Source organism: Nocardia jinanensis (assembly GCF_014645735.1).
In the GTDB taxonomy this organism is placed as follows: domain Bacteria; phylum Actinomycetota; class Actinomycetes; order Mycobacteriales; family Mycobacteriaceae; genus Nocardia; species Nocardia jinanensis.
Genome location: NZ_BMMH01000015.1, coordinates 99,182 through 121,727, shown reverse-complemented (window position 1 = coordinate 121,727; position 22,546 = coordinate 99,182). Strand labels below are relative to the sequence as shown.

Below are 22,546 nucleotides of genomic sequence, written 5' to 3'. Positions count from 1 at the left end.
GTGGCGAGGCGGGACCCACGCCGGGTGCGCACTGTCGGTCTCCGCCGGTAACCTCTGGCCGTGGCTCTGTACCGGAAATACCGACCGGCAACGTTCGCTGACGTGGTGGGCCAGGAGCATGTCACCGACCCACTGTGTACCGCGCTCGACACCGGCCGGATCAGTCATGCCTATCTCTTCTCCGGTCCGCGCGGTTGCGGAAAGACCTCGTCGGCCCGGATCCTCGCGCGTTCGCTGAACTGCGTGCAGGGCCCCACCTCCACCCCCTGCGGCACCTGTTCCTCCTGCGCCTCCTTGGCGCCCGGCGGCGGAGGCAATCTCGATGTGATCGAATTGGACGCCGCCAGTCACGGTGGTGTCGACGACACCCGCGAACTACGTGACCGGGCCTTCTACGCGCCCGCCGAATCCCGGTACCGGGTGTTCATCGTCGACGAGGCGCATATGGTCACCACGGCCGGATTCAACGCGCTGCTGAAGATCGTCGAGGAACCCCCGGCCCATCTGATCTTCGTCTTCGCCACCACCGAACCGGACAAAGTACTCCCGACGATCCGCTCGCGTACCCACCACTACCCGTTCCGGCTGCTGCCTCCCGCCACCATGCGGGGCCTGCTCGGCGGAATCTGCGAGCAGGAACAGGTGTCCGTGGAAGAAGCGGTGTACCCGTTGGTGATCCGCGCGGGCGGTGGGTCTCCGCGCGACAGTTTGAGCGTGCTGGACCAGTTGCTCGCCGGCGCCGGGGCCGAGGGCGTCACCTATCCGCGCGCCGTCGCACTGCTGGGGGTGACCGATGTGGCGCTGATCGACGACGCGGTCGACGCGCTGGCGGCCGGCGATGGGGCCGCACTGTTCGGCACTGTCGATCGGGTGATAGAAGCCGGCCACGATCCGCGTCGGTTCGCGGTGGACCTGCTCGAGCGTCTGCGCGACCTGATTCTGATCCAGGCCGTACCCGACGCCACCGACCGCGGACTCGTAGCCGCGCCCGCCGATCTGCTGGGCCGGATGCGTGATCAGGCCGCCCGGCTCGGTCCCGCGGCCCTCACGCGCTACGCCGAACTCCTACACGCCGGGCTGGGGGAGATGCGCGGGGCCACCGCGCCGCGGCTGCTGCTCGAGGTCGTCTGCTCCCGGATGCTGCTGCCCGCCGCGGACGAATCCGAGGCCGCGACTCTGCAGCGGCTGGAACAACTGGAACGCCGGGTCGCGTCCGGGGTCGTCGCGGCACCGGCCGCCGCGCCCGCGAGTAGCGCGCCGGTGGGCGCTCCGCCCGTCGAAGCCGCTCCGCCGCCCGCGCGCCCGTCCGGGTCCGACCCGTCCCGCCGCCGGGGTGCCGAAGCCCTGGCCGCTCTGCGGGAGTCCAAGACCGGGCGGGCACCGGACTATTCGGCGGCCGGCGAGCCGCAAGCCACGGAGCCGGGTCCGGGGCGTCCCGTGACCGGTCCGGGCGGCCGCGACCAGGAGGCTCCACCTCCCCCCTCGCAATCCGCCGCTGCTCCATCGGCGTCCGTAGAGGTCGAAAGCGGTCCGGTGGGACCGCAACGCCCCATATCCGAAGGCCGCGAGGACACTCGAGCCGCGGGTACGGACGCGCCCGTCGGCCCTCCTCGGGCTGCGGCGACCCCGCGGCCGGACGTGGTCACCCCGCAGCCGGATGCGGTGGCCGCGCAGCCGGATGCGGTGGCCGTGACGACCACGTCCGGTTCGGAAGAGATTTCGCGCGGCGCGGGATCGCCCCCGGCCGAGGTTCCGGCGAGTGCGGAAACGGTCGGCCGCCCACCTGTGAGTGGGTCCCCCGCCGAACACGAAGCGGCCTCCGATGCCACGACGGCGCCCGGCCCGGAGGCAGGCCCCGCTCCGGCGGACCCGGAATTGCTGGCGGCGGTCGAGGCCGCGTGGCCGGAGATCAAGGTCAAGGTCCGGGAGTTCGGGCCGACGATCGGGGCGATGCTCACCTCGGGGGCGTCGGTGGCCGGGGTGGACGACGGTGAGATCGTGCTGGCCCACCATGCCGCGCTCGTCCAGCGCCTCTCTCAGCCGCAACCGCTGTCCGCGGTCCGTTCGGCCGTGACCGCGGTACTCGGCCGGGAGCACCCGGTCCGGTGGGTGGTCACGGGGCAGCAGGTGGCGCGGAGTCCGGGCGGACGTGAGCGGGGCGGGCACCGATCCGGTGACACCGAGTCGGGTGAATCCGACGGTGGTCGACGAGGCGGCCCGCAGCGACCGGCTCCGAGCCGGTCCGCGGGTGAGCCGACCGAGATACGCCGCGGCGATGGCCCCGAGGGGTCGGCGACGGGTTCCACCCCGGCGCAGGACAGCGGCGCGGGCGGATCGGACGGCGGTACCCGGTCGGGCGCCGGTGCGCGGGGGAATGCCGGCGATTCGGCTCGGCGGCCGCCGCGGTTCTCGCGACCGAGCCAGGCCAAGGCCGCCGGCGCGGCCACGGCGAACCCGTACGACGATATTCCGCCCCCGGATTTTCCGGACCTGCCCGATGATCCGGATGATCACGGTTACACAGCGAACAGCGTGCCGCCGTCCACTCCGGAGGAGGAGCGGGAGATGCTCGCGGAGTCGACACAGCCGGTCGCCCCGGGCGAGCGTCGCGACCCGGACGATGTCGCCTTGCGACTCCTGGCCAGTGAGCTGGGCGCCACCCCGTTGAACGGTTGACAAGCACCGTCTCGACCACGTTAAGTTAACCGGAGTTCGCATCCGGCGGTACTATGGGCGGGTGGCTGCGGACTTCGGCGAGACGAGGTTCTATGGTGGGCCGTGAAGTACGGGCCGCTCGGTACCCCTTTGCTGGCCTGTGCCGTGGTTTGTACAGCGTATGCCCGCGCGGGTGACCGGCCCGTCAGCGCTGCCAACTGAATACGGACGGTCGGTCGAACGGCCGGTCGGCGAGGTAACTCGCGTCTGCCCCGCCAGGTGCGGGCGGGCGTACTCCTAGGAAGGGACATTCCGATATGACCACAGAGGCCTACATTTACGAGGCCATCCGCACCCCGCGCGGCCGCAACAAGAAGGGGTCGCTGCACTCGGTCAAGCCGATCGATCTGACCACCGGGCTGGTGCAGGAGCTGCGTAACCGCTTCCCGAACCTCGATGAGGACCGGATCTCGGATCTGATCCTCGGCGTCGTGTCCCCCGTCGGTGACCAGGGTTCGGATATCGCCCGCACCACCGTGCTGACCGCCGGACTGCCGGAGACGGTCGGCGGTGTGCAGATCAACCGCTTCTGTGCCTCCGGCCTCGAGGCCGTGAACATGGCGGCCCAGAAGGTCCGCTCCGGGTTCGAGGACCTGGTCCTGGCCGGCGGTGTGGAATCGATGTCCCGCGTGCCCATGGGCTCCGACGGCGGCGCCTGGATGCTCGACCCGGCCACCAACTACGACACCTACGTCGTACCCCAGGGTGTGAGTGCCGACCTGATCGCCAGCATCGAAGGCTTCACCCGGGAGGACGTCGACGCCTACGCGGTGCGTTCGCAGGATCTGGCCGCCAAGGCGACCAGCGGCGGCTACTTCGCCAAGTCGATCGTTCCGGTCAAGGATATCAACGGCCTGACCGTGCTGGATCGTGACGAGCACATGCGGCCCGGTACCACCGTCGAGGATCTGGCCAAGCTGAACCCGTCCTTCGCCGGTATCGGTGAAATGGGCGGCTTCGACGCGGTGGCGCTGCAGAAGTACCACTTCGTCGAGAAGATCGAGCACGTCCACCACGGCGGCAACAGCTCCGGCATCGTCGACGGTGCCGCGCTGGTCCTGGTCGGCACCGAAGAGGCCGGTAAGGCCTCGGGCCTGACCCCGCGCGCCCGTATCGTCGCCACCGCCACCAGCGGCGCGGACAGCACCATCATGCTCACCGGCCCCACCCCGGCCGCGCACAAGGTGCTGGCCAAGGCCGGTCTGACTGTCGACGATATCGACCTGTTCGAGATCAACGAAGCGTTCGCCTCCGTGGTGCTGAAGTTCCAGAAGGATCTGCAGATCCCGGACGAGAAGCTCAATGTCAACGGTGGCGCCATCGCCATGGGTCACCCGCTGGGCGCCACCGGCGCCATGATCACCGGCACCATGGTCGACGAACTGGAGCGTCGCAACGCCCGGTACGCCCTGGTCACCCTGTGCATCGGCGGCGGTATGGGTGTCGCCACCATCATCGAGCGCGTCTGACGCCCGGACCGAACCTTTAATCCCGAGGAGACAGAAAAACCGTGAGCGAAGCCAACATGATCGGTTGGGAGAAGGATTCGGACGGCATCGTCGTACTGACGATGGACGACCCGAACCAGGGCGCCAACACCATGAACGACCTCTACAAGAAGTCGATGACCGCGACGGTCGAGCGGCTCGAGGCCGAGAAGGACGACATCACCGGTGTCGTGCTGACCTCCGCGAAGAAAACCTTCTTCGCCGGCGGTGACCTGAAGAACATGATGCAGGTCGGCCCGGACAACGGCCCCGAGCTGATGGAAGAGCTGAGCGAGATCAAGTCGGCCCTGCGCCGCCTGGAGACCCTCGGCAAGCCGGTCGTGGCCGCCATCAACGGCGCCGCCCTCGGCGGCGGCCTGGAGATCGCGCTGGCGACCCACCACCGGATCGCGGCCGATGTCCGCGGCTCCCAGATCGGCCTGCCCGAGGCCACTCTGGGCCTGCTGCCCGCCGGCGGCGGCATCATCCGCACCGTGCGCATGCTCGGCCTGCAGAACGCGCTCATGGGCGTATTGCTCCAGGGCCAGCGCAACAAGCCGGCCAAGGCCAAGGAGATCGGCCTGATCGACGAGCTGGTCGGCTCGATCGAGGAACTGGTCCCCGCCGCCAAGGCGTGGATCGAGGCCAACCCCGAGGGCGGCGTGCAGCCGTGGGACAAGAAGGGCTTCAAGATCCCCGGCGGCACCCCCGCCAGCCCGTCCTTCGCCGCGACCCTCCCGGCCTTCCCGGCCAATCTGCGCAAGCAGATCAAGGGCGCGAACATGCCCGCCCCGCGCGCCATCATGGCCGCGGCGGTCGAGGGCTCGCAGGTCGGGATCGATGACGCGTCGCTGATCGAGTCCCGCTACTTCGTGCACCTGCTCACCGGGCCGGTCGCGAAGAACATGATCCAGGCCTTCTTCTTCGATCTGCAGACCATCAACAACGGCGGTTCGCGGCCGAAGGATGTGCCGAAGAAGGAGATCAAGAAGGTCGGCGTGCTCGGCGCGGGCATGATGGGCGCCGGTATCGCCTACGTATCGGCCAAGGCAGGCTACGAGGTAGTGCTCAAGGACGTCACCATCGAGGCGGCCGAGCGGGGCAAGAACTACTCGGAGAAGATCGAGGCCAAGGCACTGTCCCGGGGCAAGACCACCGAGGAGAAGTCCAAGGAGCTGCTCGACCGGATCAAGCCCTCCGCCGACGCGGCCGACTTCGCCGGTGTCGACTTCGTGATCGAAGCGGTCTTCGAGAGCACCGATCTCAAGCACAAGGTGTTCCGGGAGATCGAGGACATCGTCACCCCCGACGCGCTGCTCGGCTCCAACACCTCGACCCTGCCGATCACCGGCCTGGCCGAAGGTGTGAAGCGCCAGGAAGACTTCATCGGTATCCACTTCTTCTCGCCGGTCGACAAGATGCCGCTGGTGGAGATCATCAAGGGTGAGCGGACCTCCGACGAGGCCCTGGCCCGGGTGTTCGACTACACCCTCGCCATCAAGAAGACCCCGATCGTCGTCAACGACAGCCGCGGCTTCTTCACCTCCCGCGTGATCGGCACCTTCGTCAACGAGGCGATCGCCATGCTGGGCGAGGGTATCGAGCCCGCGACCATCGAGCAGGCCGGTTCGCAGGCGGGCTACCCGGCGCCGCCGCTGCAGCTGACCGACGAGCTGAACATGAAGCTCATGCAGAAGATCGCCCGGGAGACCGAAGCTGCCGCCAAGGCCGGCGACGCCGCTATGGGTACCGAACGGCACCCGGCCATCGATGTGGTCGACTACATGGTCGAGCAGGGTCGTCCGGGCCGCCTGGAGAAGGCCGGTTTCTACGAGTACGACGAGAACGGCAAACGGCTCAACATCTGGCCGCAGCTGCGCGAGCACTTCAAGACCACCACCGGTTTCAACGTGCCGCTGCAGGATCTGATCGACCGCATGCTGTTCGCCGAGGCCATCGAAACCCAGAAGTGTTTCGACGAAGGTGTTCTGGAGTCCACCGCGGACGCCAATATCGGCTCCATCTTCGGTATCGGGTTCCCGGCCTGGACCGGTGGTGTGCACCAGTTCATCGTCGGTTACCCCGGTGGCCAGGAGGGCTTCGTGGCCCGGGCCGACGAACTGGCGAAGAAGTACGGCAAGCGCTTCGAGGTCCCGGTCGCGCTGCGCAAGTAGGTCCTGAACCGGTCGTCACCGGCCGGCTGTAGAACCGCCCGCAACCCGTCCCACCACACGGTGGGACGGGTTGCGCTGTTTTCCGGCGCCGGCTGCCGTGGAGCGGGGCGAGACGGCCGCAGACTTCGGTGCAGTCGCGTAGGACACCGGCCGCCGGTCGCATCTTCTGGCGTTATCGCAACGGAACGAACCCGACATGTGGTCCCGGACGGCCGTGTGAATACCCGGAAACCTGTGGATGCCTGGGGATAATTGCCACCGTCGCGCGCAAGTGACCTGGTGGGTCGGGTGGCGGTTCCGTTGCCGGGATGGTCGCGAGTAACCCCTGCCGCGGTCGGCGCGATATAAATCGAGACCTGCGAACAGGACACGCGAGCCGGATGAAACCACCCATCGGGGTATCGGGCGCGCTACGTTGGAAGTGAAGACCGGAACGGTATGGCGGCGGGATTCGCCTCCGCGGCCGATTCGTTACGAGTGCGAGGTGGTGAGATGACTCCACGAACGCGTTCGGGCCCCGGTGGCCGCGAATCGGATAACGCATACGTCTCTCCTGGCGCCGCTGCTCCGAAGGGAGCCGCTGATCCGGAAAAGGCGGCTGTTCCCGATGACGCCGAGGCGGCCGGAGAAGCCGGAAAGTCCGAGACGGCGGCGCCCCCCGAACCCACCAGGGGTGTCGCGAGCCCGGCCGAACCCGACCCGGACGAAACGGAACGGATCTCGCGGGAACTCGCGGCGCTGGGTCTGACCGAAGCGCACGAGATCGGCCGCGGCGGCTTCGGGATCGTGTACCGGTGTGTCCAGCGGGCGCTGGATCGGGTGGTCGCGGTGAAGGTGCTCTCCTCCGATCTCGATTCCGAGAGCCGGGAGCGGTTTCTACGCGAGGAACACGCGATGGGCCGGTTGTCGGGACATCCCAATATCGTCGACATCCTGCAGGTCGATGTGACCGCCAGCGGATTGCCGTTCATTGTGATGCCGTTTGCCACGCACGGTTCGCTGGAACGTCTCATCCATGAGGTGGGTCCGCTGAGCTGGACCGATACGCTGCGCGTCGGGGTGAAACTGGCCGGAGCCATCGAGAGCGCGCATCGGACGCGGATCCTGCACCGGGACGTGAAACCGGCCAATGTGCTGCTCAGCTCCTACGGGGAACCGCAGCTCACCGATTTCGGGATCGCTCGGATGCCGGGGGGCTTCCGCACGTCGAGCAGCCAGATCACCGGCTCGCCCGCGTTCACCGCCCCCGAAGTCCTCAAAGGCGACGAACCGACGGTGCGTTCCGATGTGTACGGTCTGGGCGCGACCCTTTTCGCCCTGCTCACCGGCCATGCCGCGTTCGAGCGGCAGGCGGGGGAACGCGTGGTGGCGCAGTTCCTCCGGATCACGACCCAACCGGTACCGGACCTTCGCGAACAGGATATTCCGGCCGATGTGGCCGCGGTTATCGAACAGGCCATGGCCCAGGAACCGGAGGAACGCCCGGCCTCGGCCTACGAATTCGGCGAGATGCTGCGCGCGGTGCAGCTCGCACACGACCAGGTTCCGGACGAAATGGCGCTGCTGGATCCCGAGGTCACGGCCGTCGACGCCGAACCGCCCGTACACGACAGGACGCCCGCGGTGACCGCGCGCCGGAGCTGGCCGCTGCTACCGCCCACGATGTCGGGGCACAGGGGTGCCACCGGTGCCGCGGCACAGATTCCGAGCCCTTTCGGCGTCGCCCGTGCGCGTAGACGAAGCGGCGGGACGGATCCGCACACCGGTGCGGCCGGTCGACTCGGCACGGCCGGTAGCGCGCCGGAACGCTCGGCGACATTGCCGCCGAGCCCGGCCACCAAGTTCCGCCCACCCACGCCTCCTCGGGAACCGGTGCGGCGGCCACGGTTGCTGGATATCCTGCGCGACGGTGTCGGATGCCGGCTCACCGTTATCCACGCCCCCGCCGGATTCGGTAAGAGTGTGCTGGCCGCGCAATGGCGTGACGAACTGGCCGGATTGGACCTTCCCGTCGCCTGGATCGGTATCGACAGTGGGGACGACAACGAGGTCTGGTTCCTGGCGCATCTGATCGAGGCCGTCAACCGGGTCCGGCCCGAGATCGGTGCCGGGCTGGGGCAGATGCTCGAGGAGCGGCCCGCGGATACGGTCACGTTCGCGATATCGAGCCTGATCGACGAGCTGCATACCAGCGGGAAACCGGTGGTCGTGATCATCGACGACTGGCATCGGCTCAGCGATCCCGGCGCGCTGCGGGTGCTGTCGGCGCTACTGGACAGCGGCTGCCACCACCTGCGGTTCGTGGTGACCAGTCGCGACCCCTCCGACCTGCCGATGGGCCGGATGCGAATGAACGACGAACTGGTGCAGATCGATTCCGAGCAGCTTCGCCTGACTCGGGCCGAGACCGGTGAAATCCTGGTGCGGCGCAACGGTTTCACCCTCGATTCCGATCAGATCGACCGGATGTACGCCGCCACCGACGGCTGGCCCGCCGCGATCCAGCTGATCAGCCTCGCACTGCGCGACGACCCGGATCCCACCGGTCTGCTGGACCGGATGTCGGAAGGCGGGCACGGTATCCGCGAGTACCTGGCCGAGAACGTGCTGGACACGTTGGAACCGGAGATGCTCGACTTCCTCTCCGATCTCGCGGTGATCGAGCAGGCGAACGGGTCGCTGGCCACCGCGATAACCGGGAATGACGAGGCCCCGCGACTGCTCGAACAGGCCGAGCGGCGTGAACTGTTCGTGCGGCACACCGACGAGGATCCGGAGTGGTACCGGATGCAGCCGCTGTTCGCCGAATACCTGCGTGCCCGGCTGGACCGGACCCGCCCGGGTCGGGTGAGAGCGCTGCACCGCCGGGCGGCGCGCTGGTACGCCGAACATCAACTGCTGCGCAAATCGGTGGATCATTCCCTGGCCGGTACCGATTTCAAGACCGCGCTCGATCTGCTGGAAAGCGGCGGGATGGACCTGATCGACGGGTCGCGGGTCGCGACGCTGCTCGGGTCGGTCTCGAAACTGCCGGTACAGCAGGTCGCAACGCGTTCGAAACTGCTGATGGCGGTGGCTCGCGCGAACGTGAATCTGCAACAGTCCACCGCCGCGCGGTCCGCGCTGAACCGGCTGTCGAACGTACTGTCGCGGAGTCCGGACGACGACGGCGAGGTCCGTCAACAGCGGTGCCAGGCCGCGGTACTCGCCGCCTCCGACGAGATCTCCCACGATCGCATCGCCGGCGTCTTCGAGCAGGTTTCCGAATCGCTCGAACACCCCGACGAGTTACCGGCGTGGACGGTGGCGACCGCGGCCAATATCCAGGCCTATGTCCGGATCTGCGAATTCGACTATCCGGCGGCGGCGGCCATGCTGGAGTGGGCGCGGCCGTATCAGGAGCGTTCACGGGAACCGCTGGGGGAGATCTTCGCATGGTGTGGTCGTGGACTCATCGCCTATGAACAGCTCGATATCCCGGCCGCGTTGAGCGCCTACCGGCAGGCCTACAAGACGGCGCAGACCCGGTCCGGGCCGCGTTCGCACGGGGTCCGCGCGGTGGCCGGGCTGCTCGGTGAACTGGAATACCGGGGTGGTGATCTGGCCGCCGCCGAGGCACTGTTCGACGAGAGTTACCAGCTGGTGGCCCGGATCGGCCCGATCGAATCGCTGATCGCCACCATCGTCACCGGCGCCCGGGTGAAGGCTCTGCGCGGTGATCTCACCGCGGCCGCGGTCCGGCTGGCCGAGGGATCGCGGATCGCGGCCGATCATCAACTGACCCGGCTGGCCGCTCATATCCGGGCCGAGCAGATCCATCTGGGAATCGTGCGACCGGGGCCGGGCGATCGGCCGGAAGCCGCCGACAGCACCGCGCGCAGCCTGCCCGAACTCACCGGACGAGACCGCGGTTCCGGCCCGGATCGCGCGCCGACCGTGCTGAACCTCGAGGCCGGTGAGATCACCATCATCCGTGCCCTGCTCGAAGTCGGAGACCGGCAGGAGCACGAACGCGCAGCCCGCCACGCCCGCGCGCTCTACGGGCGGACCGGTGAACAGCGGCGGCCCCGAGCCCAGCTCGATATGTCGCTGCTGCTCGCCGAATGCCTCGCCGCCGCGGGCTGGGTCGGCGAATCGGCCGCGCTGCTGGCGCCGGCGGTTTCCACCTGCGCCGAATTGGGCTGGACCCGGCCGCTGTTGGACGCGGGTCCGGCGGTGCGCGAGATCCTGCGCGTGGTGCGTGACGACCTGCCGGTCACCACGCCGGACGGAACGGACACGGTCCGCACCCTCGGTGCGATCCGTGTCCCGATCCGCTTCCTCGACGAACTGCTCAGTTGAGCCCGGTGATCGGACCGGGTGGCTAGGGCTGCCACCAGGGCCGCAGTGGCACCCCGGGCTGCCCGGAGGCTCCCAGTTTCACACCCAGTACCTGGTGCAGCTGCACGACATTGCGTTCGAAACCGAGTCGGCTTCCCGCCATGTACAGGCCCCACACCTTGGCCGTGCCCTCGCCGGCCTCGGCCACGCACGCGTCCCAGTTGGCCACCAGGTTCTTGCACCACTCGGTGAGCGTCAGCGCGTAGTGCTCGCGCAGATTCTCCTCGTGCAGTACTTCCAGGCCGATGTTCTGGATCTCGCTGATGATCCGGCCGGAGCCGATGAGCTCCCCGTCGGGGAACACGTACCGGTCGATGAAATCGCCCGCCTTCGTGGTCCGGGTGTTGTCCGGCCGGGTGATGCAGTGGTTCAGGAACAGACCGCCCTCACGCAGCTTGCCCTGGATGAACCGGAAATAGTACGGATAGTTCTGGACCCCGATATGTTCGGTCAACCCGATCGAGGACACCGCGTCGAACTCGGTTTCGGTGATGTCGCGATAATCGGAATGGCGGACCTCGGCCAGATCGGCGAGCCCCTCCTCGGCTATCTTCTGCTGCGCCCAGGAGGCCTGTTCGGCCGACAGGGTGGCACCGATGACCCGGACCCCCCGCTTGGCGGCATAGCGGACCATACCGCCCCAACCGCAACCGATATCGAGCAGGCGATCGCCCTCTTTCAGCCGCAGCTTCTCGAAGACCAGCCGGTACTTGTTCTCCTGCGCCTGCTCCAGCGTCCAGTCCCGGTCGCCGTAACACGCGCAGGTGTAGGTCATCGACGGACCGAGGACGTACTCGTAGAACGTATTCGAGACGTCGTAGTGGTGGTGGATGACCTCGGCGTCGCGGGCTTTGGAGTGCCGCAGCCCCTCCAGCGCGATCCGGCGCCAGCGCGGCAGGGTCTCCTGTGGCGGTGGCGGCACCGGCCGCAGCCGCTCCCAACCGAGCGACCGGGCGATGGCCACCAGCGAGAGCGCCGAGGGACGCTTGAACTTCAGATCGGTCATCGCGGCGAGAATCTTGTACGGATCGCCCGGATGTACCCCCGCCGCGTCCATATCGCCGGATATGTAGGCGCGGGCGAGACCGAGATCGCCGGGGGCGTTGGCGAGATAGTTTATCCCGCGCGGATTACGGATCTCGAGTGCGAACTCGGAGTCCACAGGGCCCGTGGTGCTGCCGTCATAGGCGGTCAGCTTTATGGGGACATTGCCGTCGACCAGGGTCTCGACAACCTCCGCGATGCTGAGCCGGGTGCCCGGGTCCGCGAAAGCATCGGATCTATCCTTGAATGTCGTCATCTGCGTTGCACCGCCTTCGAGTACAGATCCAGCAGGCGCTGGCCGGGGTCGTAGCGTTTTTTCAATGATTTGTAACTTTCACCGCCATAAAGAGCGGCAAATTCCTCGGGCTCGTAAAAAGAATCCGAGTACAGGGATTTGTGTCCGTCGAATTCAGTGACGGTTTTCTCGATGGAACGGTTTGCCGCGCCATCCATCTGACCGGGGGATTTCGGAACCGCCGACCAGAAGCCGATATTCACATAGGTGCGGCCCGGGCGCAGCGGATACAGCGTCCAGGGCCGGGCGTCGTCCGCCGCGGCGGAATCGCGCAGCCGCAGCGGGCACAGCCAGAGGGGTTCGATGGGGATCTCACGCAGGAACCACTCGACGAAATCCGCAGTGCGCTCCACCGGCACCTCGATGTCCTGCACCACGCGCTCCTGCGGCGGATCGCCCCTGCGTGCGGCAAGTTTGTCGCCGATGTTGTAGCGATGATCGAGCGCGACGAGCTTCCAGTAGAAGCTGCTGCGCCGATAGCGTTTCGGCCAGAAGCGCCGGATCTTCGGGTTCTGCGTCCCGAACGCGCGCGAGCACCAGAACCAGTCGGTGTCCCACCGCCAGAGATAGTCCTGGATGGTGAGCCGATCGCGTTTCGGCGCCGAGCCGTCGTGCTGGATGGACCGGTAGTAGATGTCCATATCGGTGTAGTCGCTCACCGGGCCCGGTTCGTCGGTCTGCCTGCCCAGGGTGAGGTAGCTCTCCCCGGCGCTGAACACGACACCGTCCAGGTAGTCGACCCGCTCCCCGTCGAAGCTGCGTTCCAGTACGACCCGCTCCAATGCGGACTCGAGTTCGCGCAGGTCGTGGAACCGCAGATGACGTAGCTCCACATACGGCGGAACCGATTCCAGCTCGATCTTCAAGCGGGTGGTGTAACCCAGTGTGCCGTAGGAGTTCGGGAAACCGCGGAAGAGTTCGGCGTCGGCTCCGTCCGGGGTGATGGTGACGATCTCACCGGCTCCGGTGAGCACCTCCATCTCCAGGACCGATTCGTGCGGCAGGCCGTTGCGGAACGAGGTCGATTCGATACCGAGCCCGGTGACCGCACCACCCAGGGTGATGGTCTTGAGTTGCGGGACCACCAGCGGCGCCAGACCGTACGGCAGGGTGGCTGCCACCAGGTCTTCGTAGGTGGTCATCCCCGCGACCTCGGCCGTCTTGGCGTCCGGGTCGACCTCGATCACGTGGGTGAGCCCCGAGACGTCCAGTCCCGGTGCTGTGTTCTTCGTTCGCGCGCGAAATAGATTGGAAGTCTTCTTGGCCAGCCGCACGTTTGCGCCCGCCGGGATGGCGCGATAGCTCGCGAGCAGGCGATCGACACCTGCCCGATATGCGGCGAACCCGGATTCATATGCGGCCGGACCGTGGCCGGCCTTCCCCAACAGACTCATTGCCACGTCTAGACGCTAGTCCTACTTGGTCTCGAGCGGCCACTGCGGGGGGATCGTCGGTGGCGAAATGTCACATATCCGTTGCACCGTGTTCGATTATCGGTTCATGCGGATTGACCGCTATTCCGGAATTGTCGGTATTTATTCGCATCCGTATGTGAGGGAGGAGGGCGCCGGGACGCGAGGATGTCCAGGGGCCTTGCCCGATGGGAAAGTGGGCGCGGATCGCTTGTAGAGGTTGGGGATCGGCGCACCCGCAAAGGTGGTTGGTCGACCCTTTCGCTGTGGCAGGTGGGCTTTCTCGACCGATGGCGATCCCACCGACTACCGTGGGCGTTCGGCGTTGATGGTCGCGGCTCGCCCCGGTTCTGGAGCGACAGAGCGAAGGAGCGCAGCGACCGAGCGGCGGAGTGAAGAACCGGGGTTAACAGGGCCCCGACCCCGCGGCGCCGAAGGCGACGCAAATAAACAAGGAGTTCACCGTGGGACAGGTCAAAGCCGGCAGTTCGACCGAGGTCGCCGCAGACCCACAGCGCGCGCTGGCGGCGGTCACCGATTACACGGAGGTGCGCCCGAAGATTCTGTCGGCGCACTACCGCGACTACAAGGTCGTCGAGGGCGGGCAGGGGGACGGCACCGTCGCCGAATGGACCCTGCAGGCTACCGAGAGCCGGGTGCGCAACATCCGCGCCCAGGTTTCGGTCGCCGACCACGTCGTCACCGAGAAGGACGCCAATTCCTCGCTCGTCAACACCTGGACGGTCGCCCCGGCCGGTTCCGGTTCGACGATCACCCTGGAGACCACCTGGCAGGGCGCCGGCGGTGTCAAGGGCATCTTCGAGGGCATTTTCGCGCCCCTCGGCCTGCGCAAGATCCAGGCCGAGGTGCTGGAGAACCTGAAGCGCGAACTGGCCTGATCAGGCCGAGCTCGACCGGATCGGACGGTCGCCGGGAGCGGAGGGACGATCCGCGCCGGTGACCGCCCGGTACGGGTGCCGGGGTCCGGCGTTGTGGCGGCCGGGAACGGTCAGGGGAGAGTCGCGATATCGAACAGGTTCCCCTCCGGGTCGGCGAGGGTGGTCCATTTGATCCCGACCTCGCCGAAGTCGCCGATATGCCGGGCGCCCAGGGCGAGGGCTCGTTCGATCTCGGCGGGCAGGTCGGTCGCCAGCAGATCCAGGTGGATCGAGTTCTTGCCCGGTGTCCGTTCGGGCACCTTGACGAACATCAGCGGCGGGGTCATCCCCGATTCACGGCCGACGGTGGCGAAGAACTCGGAGGCTTCGGGGTCTACCGGGTGATCGAGCAGTTGTGCGTAGAAGCTCGCCAGTTCGGCGGCGTTGTCGCAGTCGTAGGTGGTGCAGGCGATGGTGAGTCCCATTGTGTCTCCTGTTCTCGAGATGAGCCGGGATTTCCCGCATCATCAGTGCACGTACCGACAACTTCCTCACGCCAGGACGAACGACAGCAGCACCGGGTCCTGGCGGTCGCCGCGCCACCAGGAGTAGCCGAGCCACACTCCGGGCACGACCTCCCGGATCTCGTCGTAGACCTGCGGGGTGATCGCGGGGGTGTAGTCCAGCACCCAGGATTGTTCGCCGTCCACGCGCGAGGGCGCCAGGTATACCTTCGCCGGCCAGCCCTCGATATCCGCGCCGGTGACCCGGTTCGTCAACCGTCCGCCGTCGGGGCCGGTGTCGAAGGTTTTCCCGAGCCAGAACGGGGGTGTGAGGGGTTCGATGGGCGTGGTCGAGGTCACCCAGCCGTTCTTCACCCCGGACGGCACCGCACCCGCCCGGGCCGCATGATAGATCTGGACGTGCTGGTCGTCGGTGCAATTCCAGCGCAACGAGTCGATGGTCACCGCCGGTGTGGCGGGATCGATGACGCATCCGTTGCCGTGGTCGGCGGCCACCTCGGGATCGGCAACGGCTGCGGCCGCGCGGAACACGCCGGACACCATCATGAGGGCACCCAGCAAATATCCCTTGGACAAGTCGAACTCCAGTAACACTAAAGATTTTCGGCTCGGTACGAGCGCACCGGCGAATCCGATACTAGGCGGACATGGGTGCGGCGGAATCGGCGACCGAGGCGGTCTAGGCTGAATTGTGACCCGTCCGTAGAGAGGAATCCCGTGCAGCCCGATGGTCAGTTCGATATGCAGCAGTTGCTCCAGCAGGCCCAGCAGATGCAGGAGCAGGTGATGGCGGCGCAGGCCGAGATCGCCGCGGCAGAGGTGGACGGTCAGGCCGGAAACGGTCTGGTCCGGGTGACGATCAAGGCGACCGGTGAGGTGCTGGCGCTGACGATCGATCCGAAGGCAGTCGATCCCGAGGATGTGGAAACTCTGCAGGACCTGGTGATCGGAGCGGTCAACGACGCCATGACCAACGCCCAGCAACTGGCGGCCGAGCGGCTGGGACCACTGGCCGGCGGCGCACCGGGTCTGCCCGGCTTCTGATCGCGCCGGGGAATCGCGGTGTACGAGGGTCCGGTTCAGGATCTCATCGACGAACTGGGGAAACTACCGGGCGTCGGTCCGAAGAGCGCCCAGCGGATCGCGTTCCACCTGCTCGGAGTGGAACCGCCGGAGCTCGACCGGCTCCAGGCGGTACTGCAGAAGATCCGCGAGGGTGTGCGGTTCTGCGCACAGTGCGGCACGGTCGCCGACGGCGATCTGTGCCGGATCTGCGCGGATCCGCGCCGTGATCGCAGCATGATCTGCGTGGTCGAGGAACCCAAGGACGTTCCGGCCATCGAGCGGACCCGGGAGTTCCGGGGGCGCTATCACGTGCTGGGCGGCGCTCTCGACCCGTTGAGCGGGGTGGGCCCGGAACAGTTGCGCATCCGGGAACTGCTGACCCGCATCGGGAGCCAGGACGACGGGGTGGACGTCACCGAGGTGATCATCGCGACCGATCCGAACACCGAGGGCGAGGCGACCGCGACCTACCTGGTGCGAATGCTGCGTGATTTTCCCGGACTCACCGTCACCCGCCTAGCGTCCGGTCTACCCATGGGCGGTGATCTGGAGTTCGCCGACGAGCTGACGCTGGGCCGGGCGTTCTCCGGCCGGCGCACACTGTAACCACCGGACCCGCGGCGGCGGTCACAACTCCAGCCGCTTCCAGGGCACGCTGTCGAGCCGGGCGCGATCCTCGCGGGCCCAATCCCAGATAAGTCCGGCGACGGCGTCAGGACCGGTGACCAGAGCGGTGAAATGGCGATCGGACCCGCCGTCGCGGTATTCCACGGTGTAGTCCTGTTCGGACTCCCGGTAGGTCTGGATATAGACCTCCAGTTCCCGCTCCACGATCAGATACGGGTTCGGGTCCGCGAGTTCGCGCACCCAATCGGCGGCGAGTCGCTCTGTCAGATAAGGGAATTCGCCCGCCCCGCCGTGCGTGACGGTGACCGGGATATGTCCGGCGGGGTCGATCAACCAGGTGAGCTGCGGGTCGTACACCGCGTACTCCCGCGGCGTGGCCAGCTCGAAGAGCAGCTCGCGTACGAAGCCGATGGCGTCGTAGGGGCTGGGCACCTGTAGCGCCGATCCGGTCGGCGCCCCGCCCAGCGGTGACACGCTGAGGAAACTGTCGGATTCGGGCAGTTCGGCGTTGCGCGCGTTGAGCTCCGCCGCCAGCTCCGCGACCACGGCCGATTCGGGCTGTCCCTGCTGAGTCGTGAGATACGCGTCGACCTCCGCGGGGGTGAAGGCGACACCGGACGGCAGTAGCACATGGTCGTAACTCATCCAGGAAGTTTATGCGCCGCCGCCTCGGGCCCTCGAGCGGTCGGGGTCGACCATCGACACTGAGGGGACTCGACCCGTGGCGCCGCAGGCGGCGCCGGCAACTCACCTCAGGCGCGGAGGCGTTCGCGGCGGAGCTGGTCGACCTCGGGGAGCTCCAGGGGCGGCAACGAGTCCACACCGAGTGCGCGACACAGCAGGTAATCGGCGAGCTCGGGGTTGCGGGCCAGCGCGGGGCCGTGCATATAGGTGCCCAGGACCGAACCCTGCACCACACCTTCCAGGCCGTCGCCGACACCGTTACCGACCCCGCGGGTCACCCGCGCCAGCCCGGTGGCGTCCGGTCCCAGCGTGGTGCCGCCGCGATGGTTCTCGAATCCGGTGAGCGGTGCGGACAGTCCTTGGAGCAGCGGGTTCGTCGTCACCTCGCCGATCGCGCGGGTCTGCTGCGGGGAGGTGGTGGCGTCCAGCAGGCCGACTCCTTCCACTCGTTCGCCGCTCGAGGTCTCGTACCACCGGCCCAGGACCTGGATCGCCGCGCAGATCGCCAGCACCGGAGCGCCGCGCCCGGCCGCGGTCTGCAGGCCCGGGAAGCGCAGCAGGTGGCGGGTGGCCAGGCGCTGGGCCGAATCCTCCGCGCCGCCGAGGGCGTAGATGTCCAGCGAGTCGGGGACGGGATCGGGCAGGGTGATCTCCACGATCTCGGCGTCGATATCGCGCAACCGCAACCGCTGCCGCAGCACCAGCGCGTTACCGCCGTCACCGTAGGTGCCCATCACATCGGGTAGCACCAGCCCGATCCGGACTGTCGAATCACTCATCGGGTCCGCTCCTGGAGGTCACGGTTGAGATCGCGGAAGGCGGTGTAGTTGGCGAGTACCTCGACCGGGCCCGCCGGGCAGGAGGCGATGGCGCGTACAGGGTCCGCGACGGTGGTGTGCGCGACCCCGGCGTAGGTGAGCCGCACCGCGAGATCGGTGGCGCGCTCCCCGGCGGCGACAACGTGGACATCCTCGAAATGCTCGAACCGCACATCCCACAGCCAGGACAGGTCCTCGCCGTCGGGCACCTGCCCGTTCACCGCGATCACCAGCCCGGACGCGCTGTGGTCGATCATCGACAGGGCCTCCTGCCAGCCGGCCGGGTTCTTGGCCAGCAGCAGCCGGGCGGCGTGTTCGCCGACCTGGACGGTGCGGTAGCGGCCCGCGATCTCCCGCACGGTTCCGGTGGCGGCGCAGGCCTGCTCGGTATCGGCGCCCATCGCCACCGCGGCGGCCACCGCCTGCGCGGCGTTGCCCCGGTTCGCCCGGCCGGGCAGGGCCAGCCGTAGCGGCAACCGGACTCCGTCGGGACCGCAGAGTTTATCGCCGTCGAGCCACCAATCCGGTTGCGGCCGGGAGAAATCGGCACCGGTGCTGTACCAGTGCGGGCCCTCCCACAGGATCGGCTCTCCGCTGCGCGGGCAGCTGGTGGCGTCCATCGCCCAGCCGCTGCCGGCGGCGACCCACACCACGTTCGGATGGTCGTAGGCGATGGAGGTGACCAGTACGTCGTCGCAGTTGGCGATGACGACGGTGTCCGGATGCCGCGCCAGACCCGAGCGCAGCCGGCGTTCGATCATATTGATCTCACCGACCCGGTCCAGTTGATCGCGGCTGAGGTTCAGCAGCACGACCGCCTCGGGTTTCAGCGCATCGGTGATATGCGGCAGATGCAGTTCGTCCACCTCGATCGCGGCCAGCGGCGCGTCCCGGTGCACATTGAGCGCCGAGACGATCCCGGCGTCCATATTGGCACCGTCGGCCTGGGTCGCGACCTCGCCCAGCGTGCTCAGCGCGGCGGTGGTCATCCGGGTGGTGGTCGATTTGCCGTTGGTGCCGGTGATCAGCACGGTGCGCCGGCCGCGACCCAGCTGCTTCATGATCTGCGGGTCGACTTTCAGCGCGAGCAGCCCGCCGATCATCGATCCGTTGCCACGGCCCGCCTTGCGGGAGGCCCACGCCGCCGCGCCCGCCACCCCGAGGGCCAGTCGCCCCCGCACCGATATCTCTGCCACGCCGCGCAGTCTAATGACCCGTTCCGCCCGTTCTCGCGCGGCGCGGGGCAGTTCACAACTCGGTGACAATGTGCCGGTGCCGGGGGCAGGTCCGGGTGGTGTTCGCCTTACCGCTGTCAGGGTGCACGCCACAGCTCCGAGCAGGGTGCCGGCGTTCACGCAGGGTCTGCGCGCTTGTCCCCCGGCCAGGGTCTGCGGCCCCGTCGAGAATCGTTCCGCGCGGTCTTTCGGGTGTTCTGCACCGTGGTGCTCGTCGCCGTCGGCAGGGATTCAGAACTGTATATCGAAAGCGTTCGGCCGCCCGGCCGCATACGCGTCGGCGTCGGCGAGGCGCAGGGGCTCGAGTTCCGGGGCACGCCAGAGTGTGTAGGTGCGGCAGCGGGGTGCATCCGATCCGGTGACCTCGAGCAGTGCGTTGACCGCGGTCCGGGCGGCTTCGTTGGCGCCCTCCATAGTGGCCAGGTCGATATTCGTGCGCACGTAATCGCCTGCCAGATAGAGGTTCTCGACCCCGCCGTGCGCCTCCGGGCGCAGGTCCCACGAGCCCGCGGTGTTGATCAGTAGCGGGTCGGCGTTGGCGTTCTCGCCGCGATCGGCGTTCCAGCTGATCCCGGGGTCGAGGAACCAGGAGTGCAGGTCGGCGTCGCGCAGTATTTCGTCACGGTCGTTGAGGTGGGCGAGGATCTGTGCCCAGGTCTCCTTGGCGATCTCCTCGTGTGTGCATTCCTTGGCGGTTTTGCCGAACAGGATGCCGGGGGTGTTCCAGTCGGAGATATCGACCGACAGGCATTCGAGCACCGTGCCGTCTCCGTATTCGGGCAGTTTGCGCGCCCACAGGGTGTCCTGGGCGATGGAGGTGAGGGACCAGGGGGAGTCGATATAGGCGGAGTGGCCGCCTCCGAGCCCGGGGCGACGGCGCAGGTAGAACTGGATCCCGCTCATCCAGTCGGTGACGAGCCGGCTCATCGCGGTCAGTTGCGGCCACGCGGACAAGATATCGGCGTTCCACAGATCGCGGGCTCGTTCGGCGGGCAGGGCCACGACGAAATGGTCCGCAGTCACCGTTTCGGAAAGGCCGGAGCCGTTGACGATCCGGGCGCCGGTGATCCGCCGGTCCCGGACCTCCAGTCCGCGGACCTCGGCACCCAGCTCGAATCGCACACCCAATTCACGCAGGCGCGCGGCCCACGGATCGATCCACGCGACGTTCGTGGGGCCGTTGAGTACCCGGTCCAGATCGCCGTCGTTGCCGATCTGCATCGGGTTACCGAGGAACTGCTCGCCCATCGAGCCGATCGTCCGCACACTGGCCAGTTCGTCCTTCGCGGCCACCAGCAGGCTGGTGAGCGTGCGCGAGACCAGCGCCCGGAACTCGTGCGAGCGGGCGCGCGCGCCGACGAAATCCGACCAGGACGTGTGCTCCCACTGTCCGAAGCGGCGTGCGTCGCAGCTGGTATTGAAGACCAGGAGCCGGTTGGCGAAGAAAATGCCCTCGGCGGGCGGCATCTTCAGCGTGGTGGCGATGACCGCGGCCAGGCTTTCCCGCATACCCTCCGGCGTCGCGGCATTTACCCGGCCGAAGCCCAGTGGCGCGCGGATATCGTCTGCGTCGGCCCGGGCGAACCGGGCGTCCGGGACACCGATCAGATTGTCCCAGACGCCGTTCATGTTCTCGCCGAACGGGATCCGCCGCATCGTATCGGGAATGTGCTGATAGAAGCCGGGAAAGAAGCGGAAACCGTGCTCGCCGGGCAGATCGGGCCGCCCTCCGGTCCCGGTTCCGGGTACCGGCATGCTGCGAGCCTTGCCGCCGAGCGCCCGGCGTTCGTAGACGGTGACCTCGAAGCCGCGCTCGGCGAGTTCGTGGGCGGCGGTGAGTCCGGCTACACCGCCACCCAGGACGGCTACCCGGGATTTCGTCCGGGCCCGGGCGGTTCCGCCGGGTAGTGCTACCACGGTGGCCGCCCCGATGCCCGCGGCCGCAGTGGCGCGCAGCACGGTTCGCCGAGTGAACGCTCCCACCCCGGCAGGTCGACCTGAAACCACTGTGGCACCCGATGTGGGCCACCGATGCTCTGCCATGTTGTCTTCCGCTGCCTAACCCGGGGTAGCTGTCTCGATCGCGCCAACTCTAAACGGGATACGCCCGGCTGGGCGCATCAACCGCGCGATCGGCGGTCCGGCGGCTCATCCGACTGCGGGCTCCAGCGACTTCGGGTTGCGGATCTCCATGCCCACCGGCAGGCCGGTCGTCTCCCTCGCCGGCAGATCCGGCGGCTCCCGGTCCGGCCGCGGTACGGAAGTCTTCTCGACGCCCGCCGTCGCCGCGAAGGCCCCCGCGATGACCACCGCCCCACCGATCAAGCTCGTGGTTGCGGGTGTCTCGTCCAGGAAGATCCAGGCGGCGGTGAATCCGACGACCGGAACGAGCAGCGATAACGGCGCGACGGTACCCGCCGGGTACCGGCTCATCAGGTACGTCCACAGGCCGGATCCCACCACGGTCCCGAGCACGACGATGTAGGCCAGACCCGCCAATGCGGGCCACCCGTCCCCCGTGAACGTATCGGCGAGGGCGTGGACGCCGGTGGCCGGACCTTCCCAGAGGACGGAGAGGGCGAACAGGGGGAGCACCGGTACCGCGGTGATCCACAGAGTGAGGTGCAGCGGATTGATTCCCGGCGATTCCACAGTGGCCCGGCGCGCCCCGATATTGCCCAGTGCCCAGCTGAGACCGCCCGCGAGAGTGAGCAGCACCGGCAACAGGGCGGCGTGTGCGAACTGATTCCAGCCGATCACCGCCATCCCCGCGACCGCGACCGTGAGTCCGGCGATCTGTACGGGCCGTAGTCGCTCCCGCAGCAGCAGGGCCCCGAGCAGCACGGTGAACGGCGCCGAAGACTGCAGTACCAGTGAGGCCAGTCCGGTCGGCATGCCCACTCGCATCGCGGTGAACAGGAAAGCGAACTGCAGCATGCCGAAACCCGTGCCGTACAGCAGTATCCAGCGAATCCGCACCGCGGGGCGCGGGATGAACAGCAGGACCGGGACCGCGATCACCGCGAACCGCAGCGCGGCGAAGAAGAACGGCGGCAGGTGGTCGAGTCCGACGCGGATAGCCAGGAAGTTCAGCCCCCACAGCAGGATGACGGTCAGGGCGAGCATACGGTCACGGGAGGTCACCCGATAATCATGGGATGTATTAACCTGTGAGCACAATCGAATTGTTATGGACTAATGTTTTAGA

Annotated in this window: 16 protein-coding genes; 7 read left to right on the top strand and 9 right to left on the bottom strand. The window is 67.6% G+C overall.

Annotation, left to right across the window (positions count from 1 at the left end):
* The first annotated feature begins 60 nt into the window (after positions 1-60).
* From IEY68_RS27555 to IEY68_RS27540, 4 genes are all read left to right on the top strand, one after another.
* Positions 61-2,676 (top strand): DNA polymerase III subunit gamma and tau, encoded by a 2,616-nt coding sequence (locus IEY68_RS27555; RefSeq protein ID WP_062998217.1) that lies wholly within the window; start codon positions 61-63, stop codon positions 2,674-2,676.
* Between the two features lie 296 nt (positions 2,677-2,972).
* Positions 2,973-4,184: an acetyl-CoA C-acetyltransferase gene (locus IEY68_RS27550; RefSeq protein WP_058853422.1), complete on the top strand. Its 1,212-nt coding sequence runs from the start codon at positions 2,973-2,975 to the stop codon at positions 4,182-4,184.
* 41 nt (positions 4,185-4,225) lie between these two features.
* The gene (locus tag IEY68_RS27545) at positions 4,226-6,376 is read left to right on the top strand and encodes a 3-hydroxyacyl-CoA dehydrogenase NAD-binding domain-containing protein (protein ID WP_058853421.1); all 2,151 of its coding nucleotides are present in this window, start codon (positions 4,226-4,228) and stop codon (positions 6,374-6,376) included.
* Positions 6,377-6,868: 492 nt separating this feature from the next.
* The gene (locus IEY68_RS27540; RefSeq protein WP_082681152.1) at positions 6,869-10,717 is read left to right on the top strand and encodes a serine/threonine-protein kinase; all 3,849 of its coding nucleotides are present in this window, start codon (positions 6,869-6,871) and stop codon (positions 10,715-10,717) included.
* A 22-nt stretch (positions 10,718-10,739) separates the two neighbouring features.
* On the opposite strand, the gene IEY68_RS27535 is transcribed toward IEY68_RS27540, so the two are convergent.
* Entirely contained in the window at positions 10,740-12,056 is a 1,317-nt protein-coding gene (locus IEY68_RS27535; RefSeq protein ID WP_058853420.1) for a class I SAM-dependent methyltransferase, read from the bottom strand.
* Positions 12,053-13,489, bottom strand: a complete 1,437-nt coding sequence (locus IEY68_RS27530) for an FAD-binding oxidoreductase (protein ID WP_058853419.1) — start codon at positions 13,487-13,489, stop codon at positions 12,053-12,055. The genes IEY68_RS27535 and IEY68_RS27530 overlap by 4 nt, the downstream gene beginning before the upstream one ends.
* A 482-nt stretch (positions 13,490-13,971) precedes the next feature.
* Here IEY68_RS27530 and IEY68_RS27525 point away from each other — a divergent pair, with 482 nt between their 5' ends.
* Positions 13,972-14,406, top strand: a complete 435-nt coding sequence (locus IEY68_RS27525) for an SRPBCC family protein (protein ID WP_058853418.1) — start codon at positions 13,972-13,974, stop codon at positions 14,404-14,406.
* Between the two features lie 110 nt (positions 14,407-14,516).
* On the opposite strand, the gene IEY68_RS27520 is transcribed toward IEY68_RS27525, so the two are convergent.
* Together IEY68_RS27520 and IEY68_RS27515 are read right to left on the bottom strand one after the other, a co-directional pair.
* On the bottom strand, positions 14,517-14,870 hold the full coding sequence (locus IEY68_RS27520; RefSeq protein WP_058853417.1) for a VOC family protein: 354 nt from the start codon (positions 14,868-14,870) through the stop codon (positions 14,517-14,519).
* A 66-nt stretch (positions 14,871-14,936) separates the two neighbouring features.
* Positions 14,937-15,485, bottom strand: a complete 549-nt coding sequence (locus IEY68_RS27515; protein WP_229719052.1) for a hypothetical protein — start codon at positions 15,483-15,485, stop codon at positions 14,937-14,939.
* Between the two features lie 141 nt (positions 15,486-15,626).
* Here IEY68_RS27515 and IEY68_RS27510 point away from each other — a divergent pair, with 141 nt between their 5' ends.
* Complete coding sequence (locus IEY68_RS27510; protein WP_058853416.1) at positions 15,627-15,953, top strand: YbaB/EbfC family nucleoid-associated protein; 327 nt, start codon at positions 15,627-15,629, stop codon at positions 15,951-15,953.
* An 18-nt stretch (positions 15,954-15,971) separates the two neighbouring features.
* Positions 15,972-16,580: a recombination mediator RecR gene (gene recR, locus IEY68_RS27505; RefSeq protein ID WP_058853415.1), complete on the top strand. Its 609-nt coding sequence runs from the start codon at positions 15,972-15,974 to the stop codon at positions 16,578-16,580.
* Positions 16,581-16,601: 21 nt separating this feature from the next.
* Here recR and IEY68_RS27500 read toward each other — a convergent pair whose 3' ends face one another.
* The 5 genes from IEY68_RS27500 to IEY68_RS27480 all read right to left on the bottom strand — a co-directional run bounded on the left by IEY68_RS27500 (position 16,602) and on the right by IEY68_RS27480 (position 22,482).
* The gene (locus IEY68_RS27500) at positions 16,602-17,246 is read right to left on the bottom strand and encodes a hypothetical protein (protein WP_058853414.1); all 645 of its coding nucleotides are present in this window, start codon (positions 17,244-17,246) and stop codon (positions 16,602-16,604) included.
* 107 nt (positions 17,247-17,353) lie between these two features.
* Positions 17,354-18,064 (bottom strand): type 1 glutamine amidotransferase, encoded by a 711-nt coding sequence (locus IEY68_RS27495; protein WP_058853413.1) that lies wholly within the window; start codon positions 18,062-18,064, stop codon positions 17,354-17,356.
* The gene (locus tag IEY68_RS27490) at positions 18,061-19,299 is read right to left on the bottom strand and encodes a Mur ligase family protein (RefSeq protein WP_082681138.1); all 1,239 of its coding nucleotides are present in this window, start codon (positions 19,297-19,299) and stop codon (positions 18,061-18,063) included. The genes IEY68_RS27495 and IEY68_RS27490 overlap by 4 nt, the downstream gene beginning before the upstream one ends.
* 270 nt (positions 19,300-19,569) lie before the next feature.
* Positions 19,570-21,321 (bottom strand): hydroxysqualene dehydroxylase, encoded by a 1,752-nt coding sequence (locus IEY68_RS27485; RefSeq protein WP_229719050.1) that lies wholly within the window; start codon positions 21,319-21,321, stop codon positions 19,570-19,572.
* Between the two features lie 165 nt (positions 21,322-21,486).
* Positions 21,487-22,482, bottom strand: a complete 996-nt coding sequence (locus IEY68_RS27480; protein WP_082681136.1) for an EamA family transporter — start codon at positions 22,480-22,482, stop codon at positions 21,487-21,489.
* Positions 22,483-22,546: the final 64 nt, after the last annotated feature.